We start from the raw sequence: 22,559 nt of genomic DNA, 5'->3' as shown, positions 1-22,559 counted from the left end.
CAAGCCCACGCATTACCTGTCTGGAAGATTTGAGCAACGCTTGCTATAGGCCGCGGGTGTCAGGCCGTAGGCGCGCACAAACCAGCGGCCCAGGTGGCTTTGGTCGGCAAAGCCCAGCAGCATTGCCACCTGGGCTGGCGGCTCGCCTTTGGCCAACAAGTGCCGGGCACGCGCCAAGCGCAGTTGCACCAGATAAGCATGGGGTGGCAGGCCGAAGGCGCTCTTGAACGCACGGTTCAGGCGGAAGCGGTCGACGTTACAGGCCCGCGCCAGTTCATCCATGCCCACGTCGTGATGCAGGTGCGCATGCAGGTATTCCCTTGCCTTGTGGGCCACCTGCGGCAGGCGCGGGTCTTGGCAGTAACGGGTGCGCCAGTAAAGTTGGCCGGTGATGAGTTCAAGCAACTGGTCTATCGCACGCTGGCGCACGATGCGCAATTCGCTGCTGTGCAGCGCCTGGAACGCTTGGCTGGTGGCCGAAGCCAGGCGCGGGTCGCAGATCAAGGTATTGGCAAAACTCAACTGGCTGTTGACAGGGGCCTCTTCAAATACCGCACTCACTTCTCGCGCCAGCCATTGCGGGTCGAGGTAGAGCATGTGATAGGTGAAGCCGTCTGCCGTAGGCGCATCGCCGTCGTGCAGTTCGCCGGGTTCCAGCAGGAACACCTGGCCGGGCACACTGTAGTGACTGGCGCGGCGGCAGTTGAATTGCTGTACGCCTTGTTCGGTGACGCCGATCAGGTAGCTGTCGTGCCAGTGCGGATCGTAGGCGTGCCCTTGGAAATGCGCGCGCAGGGTCTCGATACCGGTGTCGGTATCCTGGGACAGGTCGATCCAATTGTGCGCGGCCATAAAACACCGAGGATGAATGTGTACTGCCATTAGCGCCCGAGGGCGGCCAAGCGTCTAGAAGGTTTGTGCACGCCTCAGCCAAACAGCCCTGCGGCGATATTGATCGAAAACCCCAGGATCGCCGTGTTGAACACAAACCCGATCAACGATTGCCCCAGCACGACCTTGCGCATGCCACGGGTAGCGACGCCCACATCCGACGTCTGCACCGCCACGCCGATGGTGAACGAGAAATACAGAAAATCCCAGTAATTGGGCGTGAGCAAGCCTTCGGCAAAGCGCAGCGCCGGCTCCTTGCCGGTCCAGGTGTAATAGAGCCTGGCGTAGTGCACGCTGAAGATCATCCCGATCAGCAGCCACGAGCCGATCACTGTCAGCCCGGTGAAGCCGTAATGCAATAAGCGCTCGTGGGCCGCCAGGTCTTTGCTGCCCACCAGTTCAAAGGTGATGGTCGCCAGGCTGGCGATGGCGGCGATGCACACCATGAACAGCACCAGGCCGGCGTTTTCGTCTTCGATCTCGGCGATGCGTTTGACGTCCTCGGCCTTGGCGCGAATGGTCAGCCACAGCATCAGTGCCAGGTAGGTCCAGACGCTGGCGTTCCAGCCGATCAGGATTTTGCTGGCCAACGTCTCGGCCGGCACCAGGATGCCTACGGCAAGGCCGAGCACGGCAGCGGATGAAAAGCGAGGGTGGGTGCGGGCGAGGAAGGGCATGGCGCTCACGAATCGGGGAAATTATGAGCACCATAGGTTGCGCCGGTGCAAGCTTCAAGCGGTAGGCGGCAAGTTAAAGCAGGCCTGCTCTTACTTGCCACTTGAAGCTTAAAGCTAACGGCTGCGTTTACGCACCAGCTTCATCACTACCACAAAGAACACCGGCACAAACACCACCGCCAATGTCGCCGTGATCATCCCGCCAATCACCCCCGTACCGATCGCCTGCTGGCTCGCCGAACTGGCACCGGTGGCAATCGCCAGCGGCACCACGCCGAGGATGAACGCCAGCGACGTCATGATGATCGGGCGCAGGCGCAGGCGCGCGGCCTTCAAGGTGGCGTCGATCAAGTCCTCACCCTGTTCATACAGGTCCTTGGCGAACTCGATGATCAAGATCGCGTTCTTTGCCGACAGGCCGATGATGGTGATCAGGCCGACCTTGAAGAACACATCGTTGGGCATGCCGCGCAAGCTCACCGCCAATACCGCGCCGAGCACACCCAGCGGAACCACCAGCAATACCGAGGTCGGGATCGACCAGCTCTCGTACAAGGCCGCCAGGCACAGGAACACGATCAGCAGCGACAGGCCCAACAGTATCGGTGCCTGGGAGCCGGACAGGCGTTCCTGCAATGACAACCCGGTCCATTCCTGGCCTAAACCTGCGGGCAGTTGGCTGACCAGACGCTGGATTTCGTCCATCGCCTCGCCGGTGCTGTGCCCTGGCGCCGCTTCACCGCTGATGGCAATGGCGGGGTAGCCGTTGTAGCGCGTCAATTGCGTCGGGCCCTGGGTCCATTTGGCTTCGACAAACGCCGACAGCGGCACCATTTTCCCGGCGTTGTTGCGCACGTTGATCTTCATCAAGTCGGCCACCTGGCTGCGTTGGTCGCCTTCAGCCTGCACCACCACCCGCTGCATGCGGCCCTGGTTGGGAAAGTCGTTGACGTAGGCCGAACCGATGGCCGACGACAATACATTGCCGACGTCGGCGAACGATACGCCCAGTGCGTTGGCCTGTTTGCGGTCCACTTGCAGCTGCACCTGCGGGGCTTCGGCCAGGGCGCTTTCGCGCACGTTGGCCAGGATCGGGCTTTTAGCGGCCGCTTCCAGCAACTCGGTGCGCGCGGCCATCAACCCCGCATGGCCGACGCCGCCACGGTCCTGCAGGCGGAATTCGAAGCCGCTGGAAGTGCCCAGGCCGTCTACCGGGGGTGGCAGGACCGCATAGGCAATCGCGTCCTTGAGTTCGCTGAAGGCCATGTTGGCGCGGTCGGCAATCGACGACGCCGCATCATCGCTGCCGCGCTCCGACCAGTCCTTGAGCGTGGTGAACGCCAGCGCCGCGTTCTGCCCGGAGCCGGAGAAACTGAAGCCCATGATCATGGTGGTGTCGCCCACGCCCGGTTCCCCGGCGTTGTGCGCCTCGATCTGCTCGGCCACCTGCACCGTGCGGTTCTTGCTGGCGCCCGGTGGCAGCTGGATATCGGTGATGGTGTAGCCCTGGTCTTCCACCGGCAGGAATGAGGAGGGCAGGCGGCTGAACAGCAGCCCCAGGGCCACCAGCAGCACCAGGTATATAAGCAGGTAACGACCGCTGCGTTTTAGGGCGTAGGCCACCCAGCCTTCGTAGCGGTCGGTGAGCTGTTCGAAACGTTTATTGAACCAGCCGAAGAAGCCGCCCTTGGCGTGGTGCTCGCCCTGGGCGATGGGCTTGAGCAAGGTGGCGCACAGCGCCGGGGTCAAGGTCAGGGCCAGAAAGGCCGAGAACAGGATCGAGGTGGCCATCGACAACGAGAACTGCTGGTAGATCACCCCCACCGAACCGGGCATGAACGCCATCGGCAGGAATACCGCCACCAGCACCAACGTGATACCGACAATGGCGCTGGTAATCTGGCCCATGGCCTTTTTCGTCGCGTCTTTGGGCGACAGGCCTTCAGTGGCCATGATGCGCTCGACGTTTTCCACCACCACAATCGCATCGTCCACCAGGATGCCGATCGCCAGCACCATGCCGAACATGGTCAGCACGTTGATCGAAAAACCCAGCAACAGCATGGTGGCGAAGGTGCCCATCAGCGCGATCGGCACCACCAGCGTGGGGATCAGGGTGTAGCGCACGTTCTGCAGGAACAGGAACATCACCGCAAATACCAGGGCCATCGCTTCCAGCAGGGTGTAGATCACTTTGGTGATCGAGACTTTGACGAACGGCGAGGTGTCGTAGGGAATCTTGTATTCCACGTTGGCCGGGAAATAGCGCGACAGTTCGTCCATCTTCGCCCGCACCAGGGTCGCGGTGTTCAGCGCGTTGGCGCCCGGCGACAGCTGCACGCTGACGGCGGTGGACGGTTTGCCGTTCAGGCGCGTGGAGAACTGGTACTCCTGGCTGCCGACTTCCACCCGCGCCACATCGCCGATGCGCACGGTGGAGCCGTCGGGGTTGGCCTTGAGCACGATGTCGGCGAACTCCGCCGGCGTCGACAGTTGGCCCTTGACCAGAATGGCGGCGGTGATTTCCTGGGTGTTGGTGCCCGGCAAGTCACCGATGCTGCCCGCCGAGACCTGGGCATTCTGCGCGCTGATTGCGGCATTCACGTCGGCAGGGGTGAGGTTGAAGCCGATCAGCTTCTGCGGGTCGATCCACACGCGCATGGCGCGCTCGGCACCATACAGCTGGGCCTTGCCCACACCGTCCAGGCGCTTGAGTTCGTTCATCACGTTGCGCGCCAGGTAATCGCTGAGCGCCACGTCATCGAGCTTGCCGTCGTTGGAAGTCAGCGTGACCAGCAGCAGGAAACCGGCCGAGACTTTCTCCACCTGCAAGCCTTGTTGCGTCACCGCTTGCGGCAGGCGAGGCTCCACTGCCTTCAAGCGGTTTTGCACATCCACCTGAGCCATTTCCGGGTTGGTGCCCGGTTGGAACGTGGCGGTGATGGTCGCCGAACCGAGGCTGCTCTGGGACTCGAAGTACAGCAGGTTATCGGCGCCGTTGAGCTCCTGCTCGATCAGGCTGACCACGCTTTCATCCAGGGTCTGGGCCGACGCGCCGGGGTACACCGCGTAGATTTCCACTTTCGGTGGCGCGACGTTGGGGTATTGAGCCACCGGCAATTGCGGGATCGCCAGGAAACCGGCCAGCAAAATGAACAAGGCCACCACCCAGGCGAAGATCGGGCGGTCGATAAAGAATTGCGGCATGGCGGGTTATTCCTTTACGAGCGGGTTGTCGTCCACTTCAACTTTTTCACCGGGGCGCGCATGTTGCAGGCCCTCGACGATAACGCGGTCACCAGGCTTGAGGCCGCTGCTGACAATCCAGCGATCGTCGAGTACCGCGCCCAATTCCACCGGCTGCTGGCGCACGGTCTGCTCGCTATCCACCAACAGCACCATCGGGATGCCGGCGCTGTCACGGGTGATGGCGCGTTGCGGCACGCTCAGGCCTTGTTTGTCGACCGCCTGCTCCAGGCGCACCCGCACAAAGCTGCCGGGCAGCAGGTCGAGGTCCGGGTTGGGGAATTCGCTGCGCAGGATGATCTGCCCGGTGCCCGGGTCCACGCTGATGTCGGCGAACAGCAGCTTGCCCGGCAACGGGTACAGGCTGCCGTCATCCTGGATCAGGGTGGCCTTGGCCTGGTCCTGGCCGACCTGCTTCAAACTGCCGGCACGGAAGGCGCGGCGCAGGTCATTGAGCTCGCGGGTCGACTGGGTAAGGTCGGCATGGATCGGGTCCAGTTGCTGGATGATTGCCAGCGGCGTGGCTTCGTTCTGGCCGACCAGGGCGCCTTCGGTCACCAGGGCACGGCCGATGCGCCCGGAAATCGGTGCGGTTACGGTGGCGTAGCCCAGGTTCAACCTGGCTCGCTCGACGGCGGCCTTGTTGGCGGCGACTTCGGCGTTGGTCTGGCGCAGGGCGGCGCGGGCGTTGTCGTATTCCTGGCCGCTGATGGCGTTGCCTTCCACCAATTGGCTGTAGCGCTGTTCTTGCAGGCGCGCCTGGAACGCGTTGGCCTCGGCCTTGCTCAGGTTGGCCTGGGCGCTGTCGAGGTCGGCCTTGAATGGGGCCGGGTCGATGCGAAACAGCACGTCGCCCTGTTTCACGTCGCGACCTTCGTTGAACACGCGTTGCATCACGACGCCGGCGACCCGCGCGCGCACTTCGGCGATGCGCGGCGCAGCGATGCGCCCGCTCAATTCGCTGGTGATGGACAGGGGCCTGGCCTGCAGCGTCTCGATGCGCACTTTGGCCAGGGGCATTTCCGGCGCCTCGGCCGCAGGCTTGTCACACGCGCTCAGCGCCAGTGTGAGGGCCAGCAGGCAAAACGGCGCAAATAGATTCTTCGACATGCTCTTATCCCAATATTGACTGGCGCATCCTAAGGTCACCTGCGCCGTGGTGCTGTGAAGCTATGTAGTGCGTCTGTGAAGAAATGTAAGGTACGGCGCGCAGAGCGCCGCGGGCGTATATCCTTGCACAATCCTGCTTCCACATTGATGTGTATACATCCGTCCATTTGTATCCTCTGGAAACACCATGCCCAACATCCTCCTGGTGGAAGACGACGCCGCGCTCTCCGAACTGATTGCCAGCTACCTGGAACGCAATGGTTACCACGTCAGCGTACTCAGCCGTGGCGACCTGGTGCGCGAACGTGCGCGCCTGAACCCGCCGGACCTGGTGATCCTCGACCTGATGCTGCCCGGCCTCGACGGCCTGCAGGTCTGCCGCCTGCTGCGCGCGGACTCGGCGGGCCTGCCGATCCTGATGCTCACCGCCCGTGACGACAGCCACGACCAGGTACTGGGCCTGGAAATGGGCGCCGACGATTATGTGACCAAGCCCTGTGAACCCCGGGTGCTGCTCGCCCGTGTGCGCACCTTGCTGCGCCGTAGCAGCCTGTCGGAACCCCAGGTGGCCTGCGACCGGATCATCATGGGCAACCTGTGCATCGACCTGTCCGAGCGTACCGTGACCTGGCGCGAGCAGGCGGTGGAGCTGTCCAGCGGCGAGTACAACCTGCTGGTGGTATTGGCGCGCCATGCCGGTGAGGTGCTCAGTCGCGACCAGATCCTGCAACGCCTGCGCGGTATCGAGTTCAACGGCACCGACCGCTCGGTGGACGTGGCCATCTCCAAGCTGCGGCGCAAGTTCGACGACCACGCCGGTGAAGCGCGCAAGATCAAGACCGTGTGGGGCAAGGGCTACCTGTTCAGCCGCTCCGAATGGGAATGCTGAGCCATGTTTCGTGTCCTGCTGCGCCTCTACCTGATCACCATCGTCACCTACAGTGCGGCGATTTTTCTGATTCCCAAGCTGGTGATTCAGCTGTTCGAACACCGCTACATGGACTACAACATCGAACAGTCCCGTGGGCTGCAAAAACTCATCGTCAAGCAATACCTGCGTGCACCGGTGGAGCACTGGTCGCAGGTCACCGATCAACTGAGCCGCGACTTCGCGCCGTTGAAGGTGCAATTGCTGCTGCGCCAGGACGCGCGCTATACGCCCGCCGAGGAACACTTGCTGGCGCAGGGCAAAGCGGTGATACGCCTGGGTGAATGGGGCTGGATGGAAGAGGTCAGCTCGCCGATCAACGACCAGTTCGCGGTCAAGCTGATCATTCCGCCGGACCCGCTGGACATGAACCTGCTGTACTGGTCGATGAACGTGCTGGTCGGCGCCGCGCTGCTGGCGTGCCTGCTGGTGTGGTTGCGGCCTCATTGGCGCGACCTGGAACGCCTGAAAAGCACCGCCGCGCAGTTGGGCAAGGGCAACCTGGCCGAACGCACAAAGATTGCGCCGAGTTCCAGTATCGGCAGCCTGGCGGCGGTGTTCGACACCATGGCCGATGACATCGAACACCTGTTGAACCAGCAGCGCGACCTGCTGAACGCCGTGTCTCACGAGCTGCGCACACCGCTGACCCGCCTGGATTTCGGCCTGGCCCTGGCCCTGTCGGAAGACCTGCCCGCGGCCAGCCGGGAACGCCTGCAAGGGCTGGTGGCGCATATTCGTGAACTGGATGAGCTGGTGCTGGAATTGCTTTCCTACAGCCGCCTGCAAAACCCGGCGCAGTCACCCGAGCGCGTGGAGGTGGTGCTCGACGAATTCATCGACAGCGTCCTGGGCAGCGTCGACGAGGAACTGGAGAACCCCGAGATCGTTATCGACGTAGCGCTTGACTGCGCCGTGGAGCGCTTCAGCCTCGACCCGCGCCTCACCGCCCGCGCCTTGCAGAACCTGCTGCGCAACGCCACGCGTTATTGCGACAAGCGCATCCAGGTCGGCGTCAAGGTATGCCCCAAAGGCTGTGAGATCCGGGTGGATGACGATGGCATCGGCATTCCGGCGGACCAGCGCGAACGCATCTTCGAGCCGTTCTATCGCCTGGACCGTAGCCGCGACCGTGCCACCGGCGGTTTCGGCCTGGGCCTGGCCATCAGCCGGCGCGCCCTGGAAGCCCAGGGCGGTACGTTGACCGCCCAGGCCTCACCGCTGGGCGGCGCGCGGTTTCGCGTGTGGTTACCCAGCGTCGATTGATCACAGCACTTTGACCGCACGGCCGATGGCCTGGATTGGCCCGGTCGGCTTGCCGGTGGGGGAGCCGCTTGGCTCTTCCAGCGTCAGTTCGAACAGCTGATTCGGCGCCAGCGGCGGCAGTTGGCCCAGGGGCACCGACAGTGTCTGCCCTGGCTTGACCAGCCCGAGGGAGACCGGCCCCTGCCAACCATCGCCCTTGGTCCAGAATTGCAGAGCCTTATCGGCCGGTACCTGCATCACACCCAGGGGAATCAACCGGATCTGCTGATTATCGCTGGCCTGGATTACCCAGCCGGGGGCCTGGCTTTGCGGCGCCACCAGCACCACCACGAAGCTGGGCTCGGCAAAGGGCGGGCGTATCAGCAGCAGCACGCTCAGCACCACGGTTGCCATCAACCCCGCAGCAGCCAGGCCGCGCCAGAACCCTAGCAAGTCCCACCACGGCACGCCCTTGTCCGGGGTTGCGAGATGACGTTCGATGCGCCGCCACAGTTGCGCGGAAGGCGGCACCGGTTGCGCCAACGCCGTCAGGGGCAGCAGGCGTTGCTCCCAGGCATCCACTGCCGCGCGCAGTGCTGCATCGTGCTTGAGAAGTTGCTGGACGTCGCTGCGCTGCTCGGCGGGGAGGGTGCCCAGCACGTATTCGCCGGCCAGTTCATCACGTGTGTCGTTCATGCCATGCACTCCCGCAAGGCGGCGAGGCTGCGTTTGATCCAGGCTTTGACGGTGCCCAACGGCGTGCTCAGCTTCTGTGCGATTTCGCTGTGGGAGTAACCGTCCACATAGGCATGCAGGATGCAACTGCGGCGTGCCGGGTCGAGGTGTTCCAGGCAGTGGTGGATCTGCCCGGAGCGCGCAGCAAATTCAACGGTATCGCCAGGCTCCGTGAGCGGCTCGTACTGATCATCCAGGGGCACGACGCGCCCGGCGTTGCGCACACCGTCCAGGGCCAGGTGCCGCGTCACGCTGAACACCCATCCGCGCGCCGAGCCGCGAACCGGGTCGAAACTGCTCGCCCCGCGCCAGATTTTGATAAAGGCGTCATGCACGATGTCTTCAGCCAGTGCCTTGTTGCGCGTGATGCGCAGCGCCACGCCGAGCAAGCGGCTGCTGTCATGCTCATAGAGCTGCTGCAAGGCGCGCTGATCGCCGCGGGCGCAGGCCAACAGGCACACTTCGTAATCAAAGATAATTTCAGCCAAACCAACACTTCCCGCCACTGAGTTAACGACCGTCCTCTGCAGGGGCGAGCATGCTCGCCCCTGCATGGCCAGCGTAGCCGAGTTTGCTCAGTTGGCGGCCCAGAAGATGTAATCGGCCTGGTACTTCACCGTTTCCTGTTGCCCTTTGTTTGCGCCAGTGCACGGCGTACCGGGCGCAACCCCACCCTTGAGCGCCACCCGTTGCACATAAGCTACGCCGCTCATGGCGCCCTTGCCCTCGGCCGGATTGGCCTTGACCAACTGATAGGGCAGGTTGCCCGGGCTGGACGGCGCCACGGCCACTTGAGTGCCGGTGATCTTCGAGCCGTCCTGGGCTTGCCAAGTGGCGGGCGGGCCGAAATAACTGCCCACTTGTTTGCCGTTGCGGTCATTGAGTACTGCTTTGGGGCCGACGAAGGTCCATTCGGTCTGGCCTGCGGCGTTGGCCTTATCGCGACACTCATAGGTGATTTGGCCGACACCGGTGGTTTCCATCGTCACCTTATGCCCATCGGGCACTTTGATGCTGTCGGGCAAGCCTGCCTGGGCAAAGGCGGATGGCGCGGCGATCAGTAAACCGGTCAAGCAAAGCAGGGCTTTCGCATTCATGGTGTTTCTCCATTGGGTAGAGCAGCGGGGTTACATTGACTACTACTCAGGAGGCACACCGATTGGATGCAGCTATGTGCAAAAAAACTCAGGATTCAAAAAAAGCATAAAGTCAGATCATATTGATATAAGTGGTTATAAGAAAAATCGCTATCCTGCGGCCAGAATTTTATAAGGCCGCAGGTAGCTGTGATGGATGTGGGTAATGTGGGTTTCGTGGTTGCCGGCCTGATCGTAGGATTTATCGTGGGCATGACAGGCGTCGGTGGCGGCTCGTTGATGACGCCAATCCTGTTGTGGTTCGGGATCAACCCGGCCACCGCCGTAGGCACTGACCTGTTGTATGCCGCCATCACCAAATCCGGTGGTGTGCTGGTGCACAGCAAGAACAAAAATATCGACTGGACCATCACCGGCTGGCTCACCCTGGGCAGCGTGCCGGCGGTGCTGCTGACCCTGTGGTTCCTCGCCAGCCTGCACACCGACCCCAGCGCCATGAATGCGATGATCAAACAAGCGCTGGGCGTGGTGTTGCTGCTGACGGCCCTGGCGATCCTGTTCAAGAAAACCTTGTTGGCGTTCGCCCAGCGCCATGCGGGTGACGACTATCATATGCGCCCGCGCAATCTGAACGCGCTGACCGTGGTGACGGGCGCCGTCCTCGGCACCATGGTCGCGCTGACGTCCATCGGTGCCGGCGCGCTGGGTACCGTGGCACTGTTCATCCTGTATCCGTTTCTCGCCACCCGCCGCCTGGTGGGCACTGAAATCGCCCACGCCGTGCCGCTGACCCTGGTGGCGGGCCTGGGCCACGCGAGCATGGGCAATATGGATTGGCACCTGCTGGGCTTCCTGCTGATCGGCTCGCTGCCGGGCATTTACCTGGGCAGCCACATGACCGGCCGCATTCCGGACGGCGTGCTGCGCCCGTGCCTGGCGGTGATGTTGATGGCGGTGGGCTACAAACTGGCGTTCTGAGCCGCATGGCGCGCCCGCCGGCGACCCGATCGCTTGCTGTGGCGAGGGAGCTTGCTCCCGCTTGACTGCGCAGCAGGCACCGGCTTTTTGGATACGCTTACCCCAGCGCAAGCAAGCTTGCTCGCTAGAGCCAGCCCGCTCCATAGGGTATTGCGAAACGACAGGCTGGCTGTAGCCGAGACAGGCGTCAGGCCTTGGCCGGGTTCAACCCCGTCGCAGGCTGGTTGAGGGTGAGCACCTCAAACCCATCCGCCGTCACCGCTACCGTATGTTCCCATTGCGCCGACAGGCTGTTGTCCTTGGTCACCACCGTCCAACCGTCCTTGAGGCTGCGCACCTTGGCGCTGCCCTGGTTGAGCATCGGCTCAATGGTAAACACCATGCCTTCACGCAGTTCCAGCCCGGTGCCGGGGCGGCCGAAGTGCAGCACTTGCGGCTCCTCGTGCATTTCCCGGCCAATGCCATGGCCGCAGTATTCACGCACCACGCTGTAGCCGTTGGCCTGCGCGTGACACTGGATCGCATGGCCGATATCACCCAGGCGGGCGCCGGGCCTGACCTGGCGGATGCCCGCCCACATCGCCTCGAAGGTCGTCTCGACCAGGCGCCGCGCCTTGGGCGTGACGGTGCCGATCATGTACATCTTGCTGGAGTCGGCGATAAAGCCGCCTTTTTCCAGGGTGATGTCGATGTTGATGATGTCGCCGTCCTTGAGGATGTCCTTGGCGCTGGGCATGCCATGACACACCACCTCGTTGATCGAGGTATTGATGCTGAAAGGGTAGTCATATTGCCCGAGGCTGGCCGGGCGGGCCTTCAACTCTTGGCGGATGAAGGTTTCCACGGCACTGTCCAGTTCCAGGGTGGAACGGCCGGCGGCGACAAAACCGTCAAGCATGCTGAACACCTGGGCCAGCAGGCGCCCGGACTCGCGCATGACCGCCAGCTGTTGTGGAGTCTTGATCATTGACTGCGCCCCCGAATCAGGTCGGGCTTGTCCAGCAACAGCCTGTTGATCAGCTCGTTATAGGGCAGCTGAGGATTAAGCTCGGCCAAGAGGCCAATCTTGATCCAGAACTCGGCCTGGGCGTTGATGGAACGGTCCATCGCGGCGCTGGCCAGGCGCAGTTGTTCATGCAGTTGGTCGGTGATCTTGACGATGCCCATAAGCTTCCACGGTAGGATTTGATATACGAAGCGTATATGTTTCGTATGCTGTGCGAAACCTCCGTTCGACGGATGGGTGAGCCGCTGATTGTTTTGCCATATGTTGCAAAGAAAACGACGACGTTAATTCCAGCCGTTTCGCAACTGCCGGTTAAACGTTTAATCGGTGCGGTTCGACGATGATTTGAACAACCAGTCCCGCGCTATATAAGCAAGCGTCGCGCTTATGAAGAAAGGTTACAACAGCGGTGGATTTTGCCGAGTAGGCTTGGTTGTTGAAGGCGTCTTCCAAGGCCGGCAAGACGTGGCAGGCAAGTGCCTGTCGGATACATATCAATCTATTGGCAGTCTCAAAAAAGGAGAGGTTAGCCATGCTTTCGGAACTGGAACTTCGCAGCATTATTGAAGGAAGTTTTCTGCCTAAACGGTGTGAGTGCACCAAAGCCGAAGATGCGTCACTGACGATCAAGGTGTACGACGAACGCGACCGTGATCGCGTGGACCTGGAGGTAAAAGGTATAAACGCTGACAAACTCGACAGCAGTCGTGCCATTTGCAACCTGATTACCGGGCTGCGCGAGGACCTCAAGCACGCCCATACGCCTGTTCTGCACCGAGCAGGAGGGCGCGGGTTTTAGTGGCGTGCGTCATCCGGCGTTGACCCGCGGGCCTGGTACGACCAGGCCCCGAGTTTATTGGCATACAGCACCGTGTTTACCAGCGCACGCGCACCCCGGCGTTGCCGCTCACACCCTCCTGGGCGTTGCCATCCAGATTGGTGGTGTAGTCCGCCGCCAGGTAAACGCTCACCGCTGACGACAATTGGGCGACGACCCCTACGCCGACATCGGCGGTGGATGACTTGTGATCGCTCTTGATGCGGTCCACATCATCATAAGTCACCGTGTCGTGGCCATTGAACGTACGCCAGGCACTGGCGTGCACGTAGGGTTCCACAGGCGTGTTGCCCACCACGTAGCGGCCTTTGGCGCGGGCACCGAGACGGCCGGTCCAATACTCTTGGGAATCGAACGATACCTTGGAAATACCGTCGTTCTGGCTGTCCAGGTCGATGGTCTGGCGGATCACCTGAGCCTGGGGTTCCACCACCCAATGTTCGGAAACGGTGATCGGATAACCCGCTTCGGCGGACAGCGCCAAGGCATGGCCCTTGGTGTTCATCTTCACGCCACGGTCGGATTTGTTATCACCGTCCAGGCGCGTACCCATGGCGACAAGATCGACGTACCAGCCACTTGGGTCAGTGAGGGTCCAGTAGGCGCCGAAGTTATCGCCGTCGAGTTTGACCCGTCCGGAGCGCCGATCCTGAAAGCCTTCTGCAAAGCCCTTCACATCGCCCCGCAAGCGACTCTGCCCGATGAACAGGCCGAAACGTTGCAGTTGCCCGCCGCTGGTTTGCGCAGCGTAGAGGTCATGCCCCACCTGATAACCCTTGACGCTGCCGTCGAAGCTTGGCGACACGGTGCCCGACCATTGTTTGTTGAAATCACCGCCATAGGCACGTGCCCAGCCGGCCGGAACCGCACCGGTTTCAGTGAGCAGGCTTTGCTCGCCCTGGCGTTCATGAAACGTGCCCAGGGCCATTCGGGTCATTATTTGCGCGGCCGGGATGACTACCGAATACACCGGCACTTCCAGGCGGTACAGCGGGATGGGTTCGGCACCGGCCACAGCCGTTGGCAACGCCGGGCTGCTGGCGGCGGGTTGCGGTGAATTGGCGGCCGCGACCTGGCTCGGCGGTGGCGCCGGGGGCTCGATCGGCGCGACCGGTTGCGCGGTCGGTGGCTCCACCGGTGGTTCATCGGGGCCGACAACCGGAGGCGTTGGCGTAATCGGTGCAACAGGCACCACCACCGGCGGGGTGGGCGGTACCGGCGGGACGACGGGTGGCTGCACGGCCACCACCGAGGAGCGCAGGTACCAGTTGTTTTCCGTACCGGCGGTCACGCCGCCTTTGAACAACCGGTATTCATAGGCACCGGCCGACACCGCGCCCTTCAAGGCAAAAGCATCAGTACTGCTGGTGGCCCCGTTGAGGGCCTGGACCACCTCGATGCCGTTGCTCTGGGTAAAGCCACCGATACCGCCAAGGTTGGTCACGGCCAATTGGGTGTGGCCGCTGAGCGTGCCGCCGGACACCACCAGCTTGTCCGTGGCGGAGTTGTCATCTCCGAGAACGGTTTGCAGCCACAATTGCCCGTTGTCGCCCACGTATGCGCCGTGCACCGTGAGCGCATCGCCGGCAGTGGCGCTGCCGGTGGTCATGTCGATCGTGCCTGCGTTGTTCAGTGTTACCGATTGGCCCGCGGTGTAGGGGCGGATTGCGCCTTGGGTCACGGGCAGGGTGCTGCTGGGGTCGATGTTGAACGTACCGGTGTTGCTCTCACTGTCGCCGAGGAAAAAATCACCGGCCAGGTCAAAGCGTGAGGCTTTGGTGAGATTGACCGTCTCCCAGCCGATATAGCGGGCGGGCGTACTGGAGGTGGTGCCATCGAAGGTCAGTTGATCATTGCCCAGGCCGCCGTCCAGGGAGGGAGTACTGGACAGTTGGCTTTCATTGAGGCCGCTCACCACGGCGATATCATCGCCATCGCCCATCAGCACGTTGGCCCCGATGTTGCCGCCCGTCCAATTGAATGTATCGTTGCCAACACTGGCGCGGATCTCGCCATTGATCTGGCCTCCGCTGACGGTAATGCTGTCATCGCCGCCGCTGGTGCTGATATTGCCGCCGATGGTGCCGCCGGAAACGATGATCTTGTCGATATCAAAACCGGTCACCACGTTGCCCCCGACGCCACCGTTGGAAAGGTGATAGAAGTTTTTGTCCAGCTTCATATTTATCCGGCCGATGGTGCCGCCGCTCTGGTAGGCCACATCGCCATCTTCGAAAGCTTCGTCGATTATGCCGTCGGTCATTCTGAAGGTGTCGAGGCCGTCGCCCTGGTACAGGGCCTGAATTCGTCCGCCATTCATGATGAAGTCGTCGATGCCGGCGCCTTGCTGCACTGCGCCGGCAATCACGCCGGAATCAATGCTCACGGTATCAGTGCCCGTCCCGAAGACGACATCACCATTGATGGTTCCGGAACCGCCTGCGGGAAGGGTCAGGCTGTTATTGCCTGAAAGATCGGTAAGGCCAGCGGCACTGGCGCCGCTGTCGCAAACGTAAGTATCGTCCCCGGGGCCGGGGGTGAATGCACACGCAGAGTGCGCGGCCTGGGGCGTGAAGTACTGCAGTGAAAGAATGCCGACAGCAATAACGGCTCGGGTTGGAAAACCAGATGCCTTGACCATAACGCGTCCTTCGTCTTGTTTTAATTACTGCTGTTCTTCGGTTTAGCACAGGCCTCCTGAATGGCAAGATTTTCGGATAAAAGGCAGCAGGCCGCGCAGGGCGCGGCCTGTAGGGCGATCAGCCCAACTGGCTGCGGTAAGGCAGGTCCGGCCCGGTGCGGGTGCAGGTCAGCGCCGCGGCGCTGATCGCAAAGCCGAGCATGCTGTCGATCTGCTCGCGGCTGAGCTGTTGCAGCCCCTCGACCGAGTCCAATTGGTGCTCGGTCAACCAGGCGATCAGCGCAGCCTGGAAGGTGTCGCCGGCGCCGACCGTGTCGGCCATCACGATGTCGATTGCCGGCTGTGACCATTGGCCGTGCCGGCGGCTGAACACCGTGGCGCCATCGCCGCCACGGGTGAGAAATACCAACTGGCAGCGGTGTTGCAGCCAGCCTTGCAGCACGCTTTCCGGGGACTGTTCGGGGTAGAGCAGGTGCAAATCTTCATCGCTGACTTTGATCAGGTCCGCATGCTCGACCAACTGCGCCACACGGTCGCGCCACAGTTGAATGTCCGGTTGCGGGTTCAGGCGTACGTTGGGGTCGAGGCTGATCAGGCGCTTGCCGCTTTCGCGCTTGACCAGGCTGAGCAGCGTGTCGCCGATCGGCTGCACCACCAGCGAAAACGAGCCCACATGCAGCCCGCGAACCTCATCGCCCAGGGGCGGCAGATGCGTCACCTGCAATTGCCGGTCCGCACAGCCTTCGCCACGAAAGCTGTATTGCGGTGAACCATTGGCCCCCACGGCCACCATGGCCAGGGTGGTCGGCGCGTCGAACTGCACCAGGTAGTCTTCACTCACGCCTTCGTCCTTGAGCACCTGCAACAGGCGCCGGCCCAGGTAGTCGTTGGAAACCCCGGCAAAGAACCCGGCCTCGATACCCAGGCGGCGCAGGCCGACCGCCACGTTGAACGGCGAACCACCGGCAATCGCCTTGTAATTGAGCCTGGCAGCCTGCCCGTCGGCATCTTCCTCGCTGAAAAAATCAAACAGCGCTTCACCACACACCAGATACATAGTCGCTCGCTCTTAAAGGGTTGCCACAAGCTGTTGATAGCGCTCGTAGGCCTGTTGATAGGCACTGACATTGGCGGGCTCCGGCAGGGTGCGGCTGGCCGGGTCGAGGCTTACGCACCTGTCGCACAGGTCGGCCAGGGATTCCCCGGACTGGCACCACGCCGCCTGGATCGCCGCGCCCAGGGCAGCGGCCTCGCTTTGTTCGGTACACACCACTTCGGTGTTCATGATATCGGCGACCATCTGCCGCCACAGCGGGCTTTTCGAACCGCCGCCGATCAACCGGATGCGCAGGCTTTGCAGGCCGGTCTGGCGCAGCAGGTCCAGGCCGTAGCGCAAGCCGAAGGTGGTGCCTTCGACCACGGCGCGGCACAGGTTGGCGCGGGTCAGGTTGGTCATGGTCAGCCCGTGCAGGCTACCGGTGGCTTGGGGCAGGGCGGGGACCCGTTCGCCGTTGAGGAAGGGCAGCATGCTTACCCCGTCCGCGCCGATGGGGGCCTGCTCGACCAGGGCGTTGAAGGCGTTCAAGTCCAGCTCGAACAGCTCGCGGACCACGCCGGTGGCGTTGGTCAGGTTCATCGTGCAGATCAACGGCAACCAGCCGCCGCTGGATGAGCAGAAGGTGGCGACCGACGCCTGCGGGCTTACGTTGGGCTGGTCGGCAAACGCATAGACGGTGCCCGATGAGCCAAGGCTCATGGTGATCACACCGGGGGCGATATTACCGGTGCCGATGGCGCCCATCATGTTGTCGCCGCCGCCGCTGGCGACGATCGCGTCGGGGTTGATGCCCAACCGTTCAGCGATGGCCGGCAGGATCGTGCCCACCGCTTGATCCGCTGCGATCAGCTCGGGCAGCGCCGCTTGCAGGCGACCACTGGGGTCGATGTGCTGCAGCAGCGCCACGTCCCATTCACGGCGACGCACGTTGAAATAGCCGGTGCCCGAGGCATCGCCGTATTCGGCGACGGCGCGGCCGGTGAGCCAGTAATTGAGGTAATCGTGGGGCAGCAGGATATGCGCGATGCGCGCAAACAGGTCCGGGTGCTGTTCGCGGGTCCAGAGCAGTTTGGACACTGTGTAGCCCGGCGCAATGGCCACGCCCAGGCGCTCCAGCGAGCCGCTTTCGCCGCCCAGATGCTGCAACAGGCGGTCGTTTTCCGGCGCGGTTTCGGTGTCGCACCACAGCTTGGCCGGGCGCAGTACCTGGCCCTGGGCGTCGAGTAAAACCAGCCCGTGTTGCTGGCCGGAAACGCCGATGCCGAGGATGTCCTGGCCGTCCACCCCGGCTTGTTGCAGGGCGCGGTGGGTGGCTTCGGTGAAGGCGTCCAGCCATTCCTGGGTGTGTTGTTCACGCCGGCCGTTGGCGCCGCTGATCAATGTGTGCGCGGCGGCGCCCAGGCCCAACACCTTGCCGCTGGACGCGTCGAGGACGATGGCTTTGGTGCCCTGGGTGCCGCAGTCGATGCCGAGGAACAGGTTTTGCTGGGTCATGGTGGGGTGCTCAGCAGTTTTGTTTTTGGAGTGTGAAACCCTATCAAGGGTGGGAGCGGGTGGCTCGTGAATGCGATGGGTCAGTGAAGAATAGATTGACTGACCCACCGCATTCGCGAGCAAGCCCGCTCCCACATTTTTTAAGCCAGTTTATTCAGCAGGTGTTGCAGTGTTGCGGTGACGCCGTTGTCACGCAGGCTTGCATAGCACCGCTCGAACGCTGCCACAAACGCGGGTGAGTTGGGAATAGCCGTGCCGAAAATCTCTTCCACGCCCAGCAGGCGTTCGCTGATCAGCGCATCATCACTGACCAGCGCCTGGCAGAATTCGGCACGGGGGTCGGGAATCTTGTAGGCCACGCCCTGTTCGTCGACACCCTTCAAGTACAACGCCCAGGCGGCCACCACCAGCGCCGCGCGCTCGGTCTCGCGGCCATCGGCGATCAAGCGATTGATGGTCGGCACGGTGAATTTGGGAAACTTCGACGAACCATCCGAACACACCCGCTCCAGTTGGTCGGCGATTGCCTGGTTGGAGAAGCGGTCGATCAGGGTCTGCTTGTACTCGGTCAGGTCGATACCGGGCACGGGCGCCAGGTTCGGTGTGACGTCCAGGTCCATGTAGGCGCGCAGGTAGGCCACGAAGAGCGGGTCGTTCAGGGTGTCGTGAACGAACCGGTAGCCCTTGAGAAAGCCCAGGTAAGTCAGGGCCAGGTGGCTGCCGTTCAGCAGGCCGATCTTCATTTCTTCGTAGGGCGTCACGTCATCGGTAAACTGCACGCCGACCTTTTCCCAGGCCGGGCGACCGTTGACGAATGTGTCTTCCAGCACCCATTGCACAAAGGGTTCGCACACCACCGGCCAGGCATCGTCGATACCGTGTTCATCATGCAGTTGCAGGCGGTGGGCGGTGCTGGTCATCGGCGTAATGCGGTCGACCATGGCATTGGGGAAGCTCACATTGGCCTTTATCCAATCATGCAGTTGCGCATCGTGCAGCGCGGCGAACGCCAGCAGGGCCTTGCGTGTGACAGCGCCGTTATGCGGCAGGTTATCGCAGGACATCACGGTGAACGCCGGGGTACCGGCGGCGCGGCGTTTGCCCAGCGCGGCGCAGATGAACCCGAACACGGTCTTCGGTGCGCCGGGGTGCGCGAGGTCATGCTGGATCTGCGGCAGATGGGCCATGAATTCGCCGTTGCTGTCGTCGATGCAATAGCCGCCTTCGGTGATGGTCAGCGACACGATACGAATGGCGGGGTCGGCCAGTTTGTCGATCAACGCCTGGGCGCCGTCCTCGGCCAGCAACATGTCGCTGATCGAGCCGATCACGCGCACTTCGGTGTCGTTGGTGTCGCCCAATTCATACAGGGTGAACAAATAATCCTGCCCGGCCAGGTCGTCGCGGGCCTTGCGGTCCTCGGCACGCAGGCCAACGCCGCAGATGCTCCAGTCCAGGCCCTCGCCGGTATTCATCAAGGCATCGGTGTAATACGCCTGATGCGCGCGGTGGAAACCGCCGACGCCGATATGCGCGATGCCCTGGCGGGTGTCGGCAATCGTGTAGGCCGGCCGTTGCACGTCCGGCGCCAGCAGGGTGAGGTTGTGTTTATTCAGTTTCATCTGGAAATACTCGCGTGATCAGGCGGCAGCGCGCAGGGGGCGGGCGACGGCCGCGCCGTCGGTGTCGAACAGATGGCAGTGCGCCGGGTCGAGGTGCAGGTGCAGCGTTTCGCCATACTGGCTGGCCATGTCCCCGCGGATGCGCATGGTCAGCGGCTCGCCGTTGGCCGTGATGACGTGGCAGAAAGTGTCGCTGCCCAGGCGTTCGCCGACGTCGGCGGTGACGGTCAGCGTGGTTTGGCCAGGCGTGGCAATTTCCAGGTGCTCCGGGCGAATGCCCAGGGTCACGGCGCTGCCCACGCTCAGGGTCGGGCCGCTGAGCGCCAGGGTGATCAGCGTGCCGGCGTCCAGTTGTACATCACAGCCCTGGGCTTCAACCCGCGTCACCTTGCCCTTGAGGAAGCCCATCTTTGGCGTGCCGAGAAAGCCTGCCACAAACAGGTTGGCCGGCTGGTGGTACAGCTCCAGCGGCGAGCCGACCTGCTCGATGCGGCCGCTGTTGAGCACCACCACTTTGTCGGCCAGGGTCATGGCTTCGACCTGGTCGTGGGTCACGTAGATCATGGTGGCTTGCAGTTCTTTATGCAGGCGTGCCAGTTCCAGGCGCATCTGCACGCGCAGGGCGGCGTCGAGGTTGGACAACGGTTCGTCGAACAGGAAGATCTTCGGGTTACGCACAATCGCCCGGCCAATCGCCACGCGCTGGCGCTGGCCACCGGAGAGCTGCTTGGGCTTGCGCTCCAGCAGCGGGCCCAGCTCCAGAATGCGCGCCGCTTCGCTGACCTTGCTGTCCACCAGTTTCTTGTCGACGCCGGCCAGGTCGAGGGCGAACGACATGTTCTTGCGCACGCTCATGTGCGGGTACAGGGCGTAGGTCTGGAACACCATCGCCAGGTCGCGCTTGGCCGGGGTCACCTCGGTGATGTCGCGGCCATCCAGCTCGATGGTGCCTTCGCTGACCTCTTCCAGGCCGGCGATCAGCCGCAGCAGCGTGGATTTACCGCAGCCCGAGGGGCCGACGAACACCACGAACTCCTTGTCATTCACTTCCAGGTCGATGCCCTTGATGATGGAAAAACCTTCGAAGCCTTTTTGCAGATTCTTGATTTTCAGGTTGGCCATGATGGGCCCTCCGCTTGGAATTATTATTTAACGGCACCGAACGACAGGCCGCGCACCAGCTGTTTCTGGCTGATCCAGCCAAAGATCAGGATCGGCGCGCAAGCCAGGGTCGAAACCGCAGACAACTTGGCCCAGAACAAGCCTTCGGGGCTGGAGTAGGAGGCGATCAGCGCGGTCAGCGGTGCGGCGCTCGAGGACGTCAGGTTCAGCGACCAGAAGGCCTCGTTCCAACACAAAATCAGCGACAGCAGCACGGTGGAGGCCAGGCCGCCCTTGGCGATCGGCAACAGCACCCGGACCATTTCCTGCCACAGGGTGGCGCCATCCAGGCGCGCGGCCTCGAGGATGTCCTTGGGAATGTCCTTGAAGTAGGTGTAAACCATCCACACCACAATCGGCAGGTTGATCAGGGTGTAAATGATGATCAGCGCAATGCGCGTATCCAGCAGGCCGAAGCTCTTGGCCAACAGGTAGATCGGCATCAGCACGCCCACCGGCGGCAGCATCTTGGTGGACAGCATCCACAGCAGCGTACCCTTGGTGCGCTGGGTTTCGTAGAACGCCATGGAGTAGGCAGCGGGCACCGAGATCAGCAGGCACAGCGCGGTGGCACTGAATGAAATCAGCACCGAGTTCCACGCGTAGGCGAAGTAGTTGCTGCGCTCGTTGATGTGCAGGTAGTTCTCCAGCGTCGGCGTGAAGATGAACTGCGGCGGCGTGGCGAAGGCGTCGATTTCGGTCTTGAAGCTGGTCAGCACCATCCAGAAGATCGGGAAGAAAATCAGGATCGCGATGGCCCAGGCCAGGGTGCCGAGCAACAGGCTTTGCAGGCGGCGGGATTGTTGAAGCGTCATGGCGCGGCCCTCAAGGCTTGTCAGTCAGGTTTTTGCCGATCATCCGCACCAGGATGATCGCCGCGATATTGGCGATGACCACGGCAATCAAGCCGCCGGCCGAGGCCATGCCCACGTCGAACTGCACCAGCGCCTGGTTGTAGATCAGGTAGGCGAGGTTGGTCGAGGCGTAGCCGGGGCCACCGTTGGTGGTGGTGAAGATTTCGGCGAACACCGAGAGCAGGAAGATGGTCTCGATCATCACCACCACCGCAATCGGGCGGGCCAGGTGCGGCAGGGTCAGGTGCCAGAAAATCGCGATGGCGCCGGCACCGTCCAGGCGTGCGGCTTCCTTTTGTTCCTGGTCGAGGGACTGCATGGCGGTCATCAGCAGCAGGATCGCGAAGGGCAGCCACTGCCACGACACAATGATGATGATCGACAGCAGCGGATAGTGCGCCAGCCAATCCACCGGCTCTGCGCCGAAGAACTTCCACACGGCGGCGAGAATCCCCGACACCGGGTGGAAAATCAGGTTCTTCCAGATCAACGCGCCGACGGTGGGCATGATGAAGAACGGCGAAATCAACAGCACCCGCACAAGGCCGCGACCGAAGAACTCACTGGCCTCCAGCAGCGCACTGATCAACACGCCGAACACCACACTGATCAGCAGCACGCTGCCCACCAGCAACAGCGTATTGGTGGCACCGGGCAGGAAGCCCGAGTCGGTGACGAAGTAGGTGAAGTTTTCCAGCCCGACGAATTGGTTTTCGCCGGGGTAGAGCAGGTTGTAGCGGATCAGCGAAAAGTACAGGGTCATGCCCAGGGGCACGATCATCCACAGCAGCAGCAAGGCCACCGAGGGGCTGACGAGGAACCAGCCGGGGTTGGCCAGGCGGTTTTTGCGCGGCTTGTCGGGCACGGCGGTTTGCACTTGGGCAGTGTTCGTATTCATAGGGTCAGAACCAGTCAGGTACATGCAGAACATGAGTCGAAGCGCGGTCAGTGTGGGAGCGGGCTTGCTCGCGAATACGGT

General features: G+C 62.4%; 20 protein-coding genes. 4 read left to right on the top strand and 16 right to left on the bottom strand.

Annotated elements, in window-relative coordinates; translation table 11 throughout:
• Window positions 1-12: 12 nt before the first annotated feature.
• From Q1V60_RS17720 to Q1V60_RS17705, 4 genes are all read right to left on the bottom strand, one after another.
• The gene (locus Q1V60_RS17720; RefSeq protein WP_300632958.1) at window positions 13-852 is read right to left on the bottom strand and encodes an AraC family transcriptional regulator; all 840 of its coding nucleotides are present in this window, start codon (window positions 850-852) and stop codon (window positions 13-15) included.
• 74 nt (window positions 853-926) lie between these two features.
• Window positions 927-1,568: a DUF1345 domain-containing protein gene (locus Q1V60_RS17715; RefSeq protein WP_300632956.1), complete on the bottom strand. Its 642-nt coding sequence runs from the start codon at window positions 1,566-1,568 to the stop codon at window positions 927-929.
• Between the two features lie 114 nt (window positions 1,569-1,682).
• The gene (locus Q1V60_RS17710; protein ID WP_300632954.1) at window positions 1,683-4,775 is read right to left on the bottom strand and encodes an efflux RND transporter permease subunit; all 3,093 of its coding nucleotides are present in this window, start codon (window positions 4,773-4,775) and stop codon (window positions 1,683-1,685) included.
• A 6-nt stretch (window positions 4,776-4,781) separates the two neighbouring features.
• Complete coding sequence (locus tag Q1V60_RS17705; protein ID WP_300632952.1) at window positions 4,782-5,924, bottom strand: efflux RND transporter periplasmic adaptor subunit; 1,143 nt, start codon at window positions 5,922-5,924, stop codon at window positions 4,782-4,784.
• Between the two features lie 187 nt (window positions 5,925-6,111).
• On the opposite strand from Q1V60_RS17705, the gene Q1V60_RS17700 reads away from it, so the two are divergent.
• Both Q1V60_RS17700 and Q1V60_RS17695 read left to right on the top strand, forming a co-directional pair.
• Entirely contained in the window at window positions 6,112-6,813 is a 702-nt protein-coding gene (locus Q1V60_RS17700; RefSeq protein ID WP_300632950.1) for a response regulator transcription factor, read from the top strand.
• A gap of 3 nt (window positions 6,814-6,816) precedes the next feature.
• Window positions 6,817-8,118, top strand: coding sequence for an ATP-binding protein (locus tag Q1V60_RS17695; protein ID WP_300632948.1), 1,302 nt, complete (start codon window positions 6,817-6,819; stop codon window positions 8,116-8,118).
• Here the strand turns inward: Q1V60_RS17695 and Q1V60_RS17690 are convergent, their stop codons facing one another.
• The 3 genes from Q1V60_RS17690 to Q1V60_RS17680 form a co-directional block, all read right to left on the bottom strand.
• Window positions 8,119-8,793 (bottom strand): anti-sigma factor, encoded by a 675-nt coding sequence (locus Q1V60_RS17690; protein WP_300632946.1) that lies wholly within the window; start codon window positions 8,791-8,793, stop codon window positions 8,119-8,121.
• A complete protein-coding gene (locus Q1V60_RS17685) occupies window positions 8,790-9,320 on the bottom strand; it encodes a sigma-70 family RNA polymerase sigma factor (RefSeq protein ID WP_300632944.1) in 531 nt (176 codons plus the stop codon). Before Q1V60_RS17685 ends, Q1V60_RS17690 begins: the two co-directional genes overlap by 4 nt.
• A gap of 87 nt (window positions 9,321-9,407) precedes the next feature.
• Window positions 9,408-9,929, bottom strand: coding sequence for a DUF3455 domain-containing protein (locus tag Q1V60_RS17680; RefSeq protein WP_300632942.1), 522 nt, complete (start codon window positions 9,927-9,929; stop codon window positions 9,408-9,410).
• 192 nt (window positions 9,930-10,121) lie between these two features.
• Between Q1V60_RS17680 and Q1V60_RS17675 the strand changes: the two genes are divergently transcribed.
• The gene (locus Q1V60_RS17675) at window positions 10,122-10,907 is read left to right on the top strand and encodes a sulfite exporter TauE/SafE family protein (protein WP_300632940.1); all 786 of its coding nucleotides are present in this window, start codon (window positions 10,122-10,124) and stop codon (window positions 10,905-10,907) included.
• 187 nt (window positions 10,908-11,094) lie between these two features.
• On the opposite strand, the gene map is transcribed toward Q1V60_RS17675, so the two are convergent.
• Both map and Q1V60_RS17665 read right to left on the bottom strand, forming a co-directional pair.
• A complete protein-coding gene (gene map / locus Q1V60_RS17670) occupies window positions 11,095-11,874 on the bottom strand; it encodes a type I methionyl aminopeptidase (RefSeq protein WP_300632938.1) in 780 nt (259 codons plus the stop codon).
• Window positions 11,871-12,074 carry a ParD-like family protein gene (locus tag Q1V60_RS17665; protein WP_181282420.1) on the bottom strand — a complete coding sequence of 68 codons (204 nt, stop codon included), beginning with the start codon at window positions 12,072-12,074 and terminating at the stop codon, window positions 11,871-11,873. Before Q1V60_RS17665 ends, map begins: the two co-directional genes overlap by 4 nt.
• 371 nt (window positions 12,075-12,445) lie before the next feature.
• On the opposite strand from Q1V60_RS17665, the gene Q1V60_RS17660 reads away from it, so the two are divergent.
• Window positions 12,446-12,712 (top strand): DUF1652 domain-containing protein, encoded by a 267-nt coding sequence (locus Q1V60_RS17660; RefSeq protein ID WP_300632935.1) that lies wholly within the window; start codon window positions 12,446-12,448, stop codon window positions 12,710-12,712.
• Window positions 12,713-12,788: 76 nt separating this feature from the next.
• Here Q1V60_RS17660 and Q1V60_RS17655 read toward each other — a convergent pair whose 3' ends face one another.
• From Q1V60_RS17655 to Q1V60_RS17625, 7 genes are all read right to left on the bottom strand, one after another.
• On the bottom strand, window positions 12,789-15,392 hold the full coding sequence (locus Q1V60_RS17655; RefSeq protein WP_300632933.1) for an autotransporter outer membrane beta-barrel domain-containing protein: 2,604 nt from the start codon (window positions 15,390-15,392) through the stop codon (window positions 12,789-12,791).
• Between the two features lie 118 nt (window positions 15,393-15,510).
• Window positions 15,511-16,449: a carbohydrate kinase gene (locus Q1V60_RS17650; RefSeq protein WP_300632931.1), complete on the bottom strand. Its 939-nt coding sequence runs from the start codon at window positions 16,447-16,449 to the stop codon at window positions 15,511-15,513.
• Window positions 16,450-16,461: 12 nt separating this feature from the next.
• Complete coding sequence (xylB, locus tag Q1V60_RS17645; protein ID WP_300632929.1) at window positions 16,462-17,943, bottom strand: xylulokinase; 1,482 nt, start codon at window positions 17,941-17,943, stop codon at window positions 16,462-16,464.
• Between the two features lie 140 nt (window positions 17,944-18,083).
• A complete protein-coding gene (locus Q1V60_RS17640; protein WP_300632927.1) occupies window positions 18,084-19,565 on the bottom strand; it encodes a mannitol dehydrogenase family protein in 1,482 nt (493 codons plus the stop codon).
• 18 nt (window positions 19,566-19,583) lie between these two features.
• On the bottom strand, window positions 19,584-20,687 hold the full coding sequence (gene ugpC / locus Q1V60_RS17635; protein WP_300632925.1) for a sn-glycerol-3-phosphate ABC transporter ATP-binding protein UgpC: 1,104 nt from the start codon (window positions 20,685-20,687) through the stop codon (window positions 19,584-19,586).
• A 23-nt stretch (window positions 20,688-20,710) separates the two neighbouring features.
• Window positions 20,711-21,541, bottom strand: coding sequence for a carbohydrate ABC transporter permease (locus tag Q1V60_RS17630; protein ID WP_065887345.1), 831 nt, complete (start codon window positions 21,539-21,541; stop codon window positions 20,711-20,713).
• A 10-nt stretch (window positions 21,542-21,551) separates the two neighbouring features.
• Entirely contained in the window at window positions 21,552-22,478 is a 927-nt protein-coding gene (locus tag Q1V60_RS17625) for a sugar ABC transporter permease (RefSeq protein WP_300632921.1), read from the bottom strand.
• Window positions 22,479-22,559: the final 81 nt, after the last annotated feature.

The organism is Pseudomonas sp. (assembly GCF_030147005.1).
GTDB lineage: Bacteria > Pseudomonadota > Gammaproteobacteria > Pseudomonadales > Pseudomonadaceae > Aquipseudomonas.
This window is presented reverse-complemented; position numbering and strand designations above follow the sequence as displayed.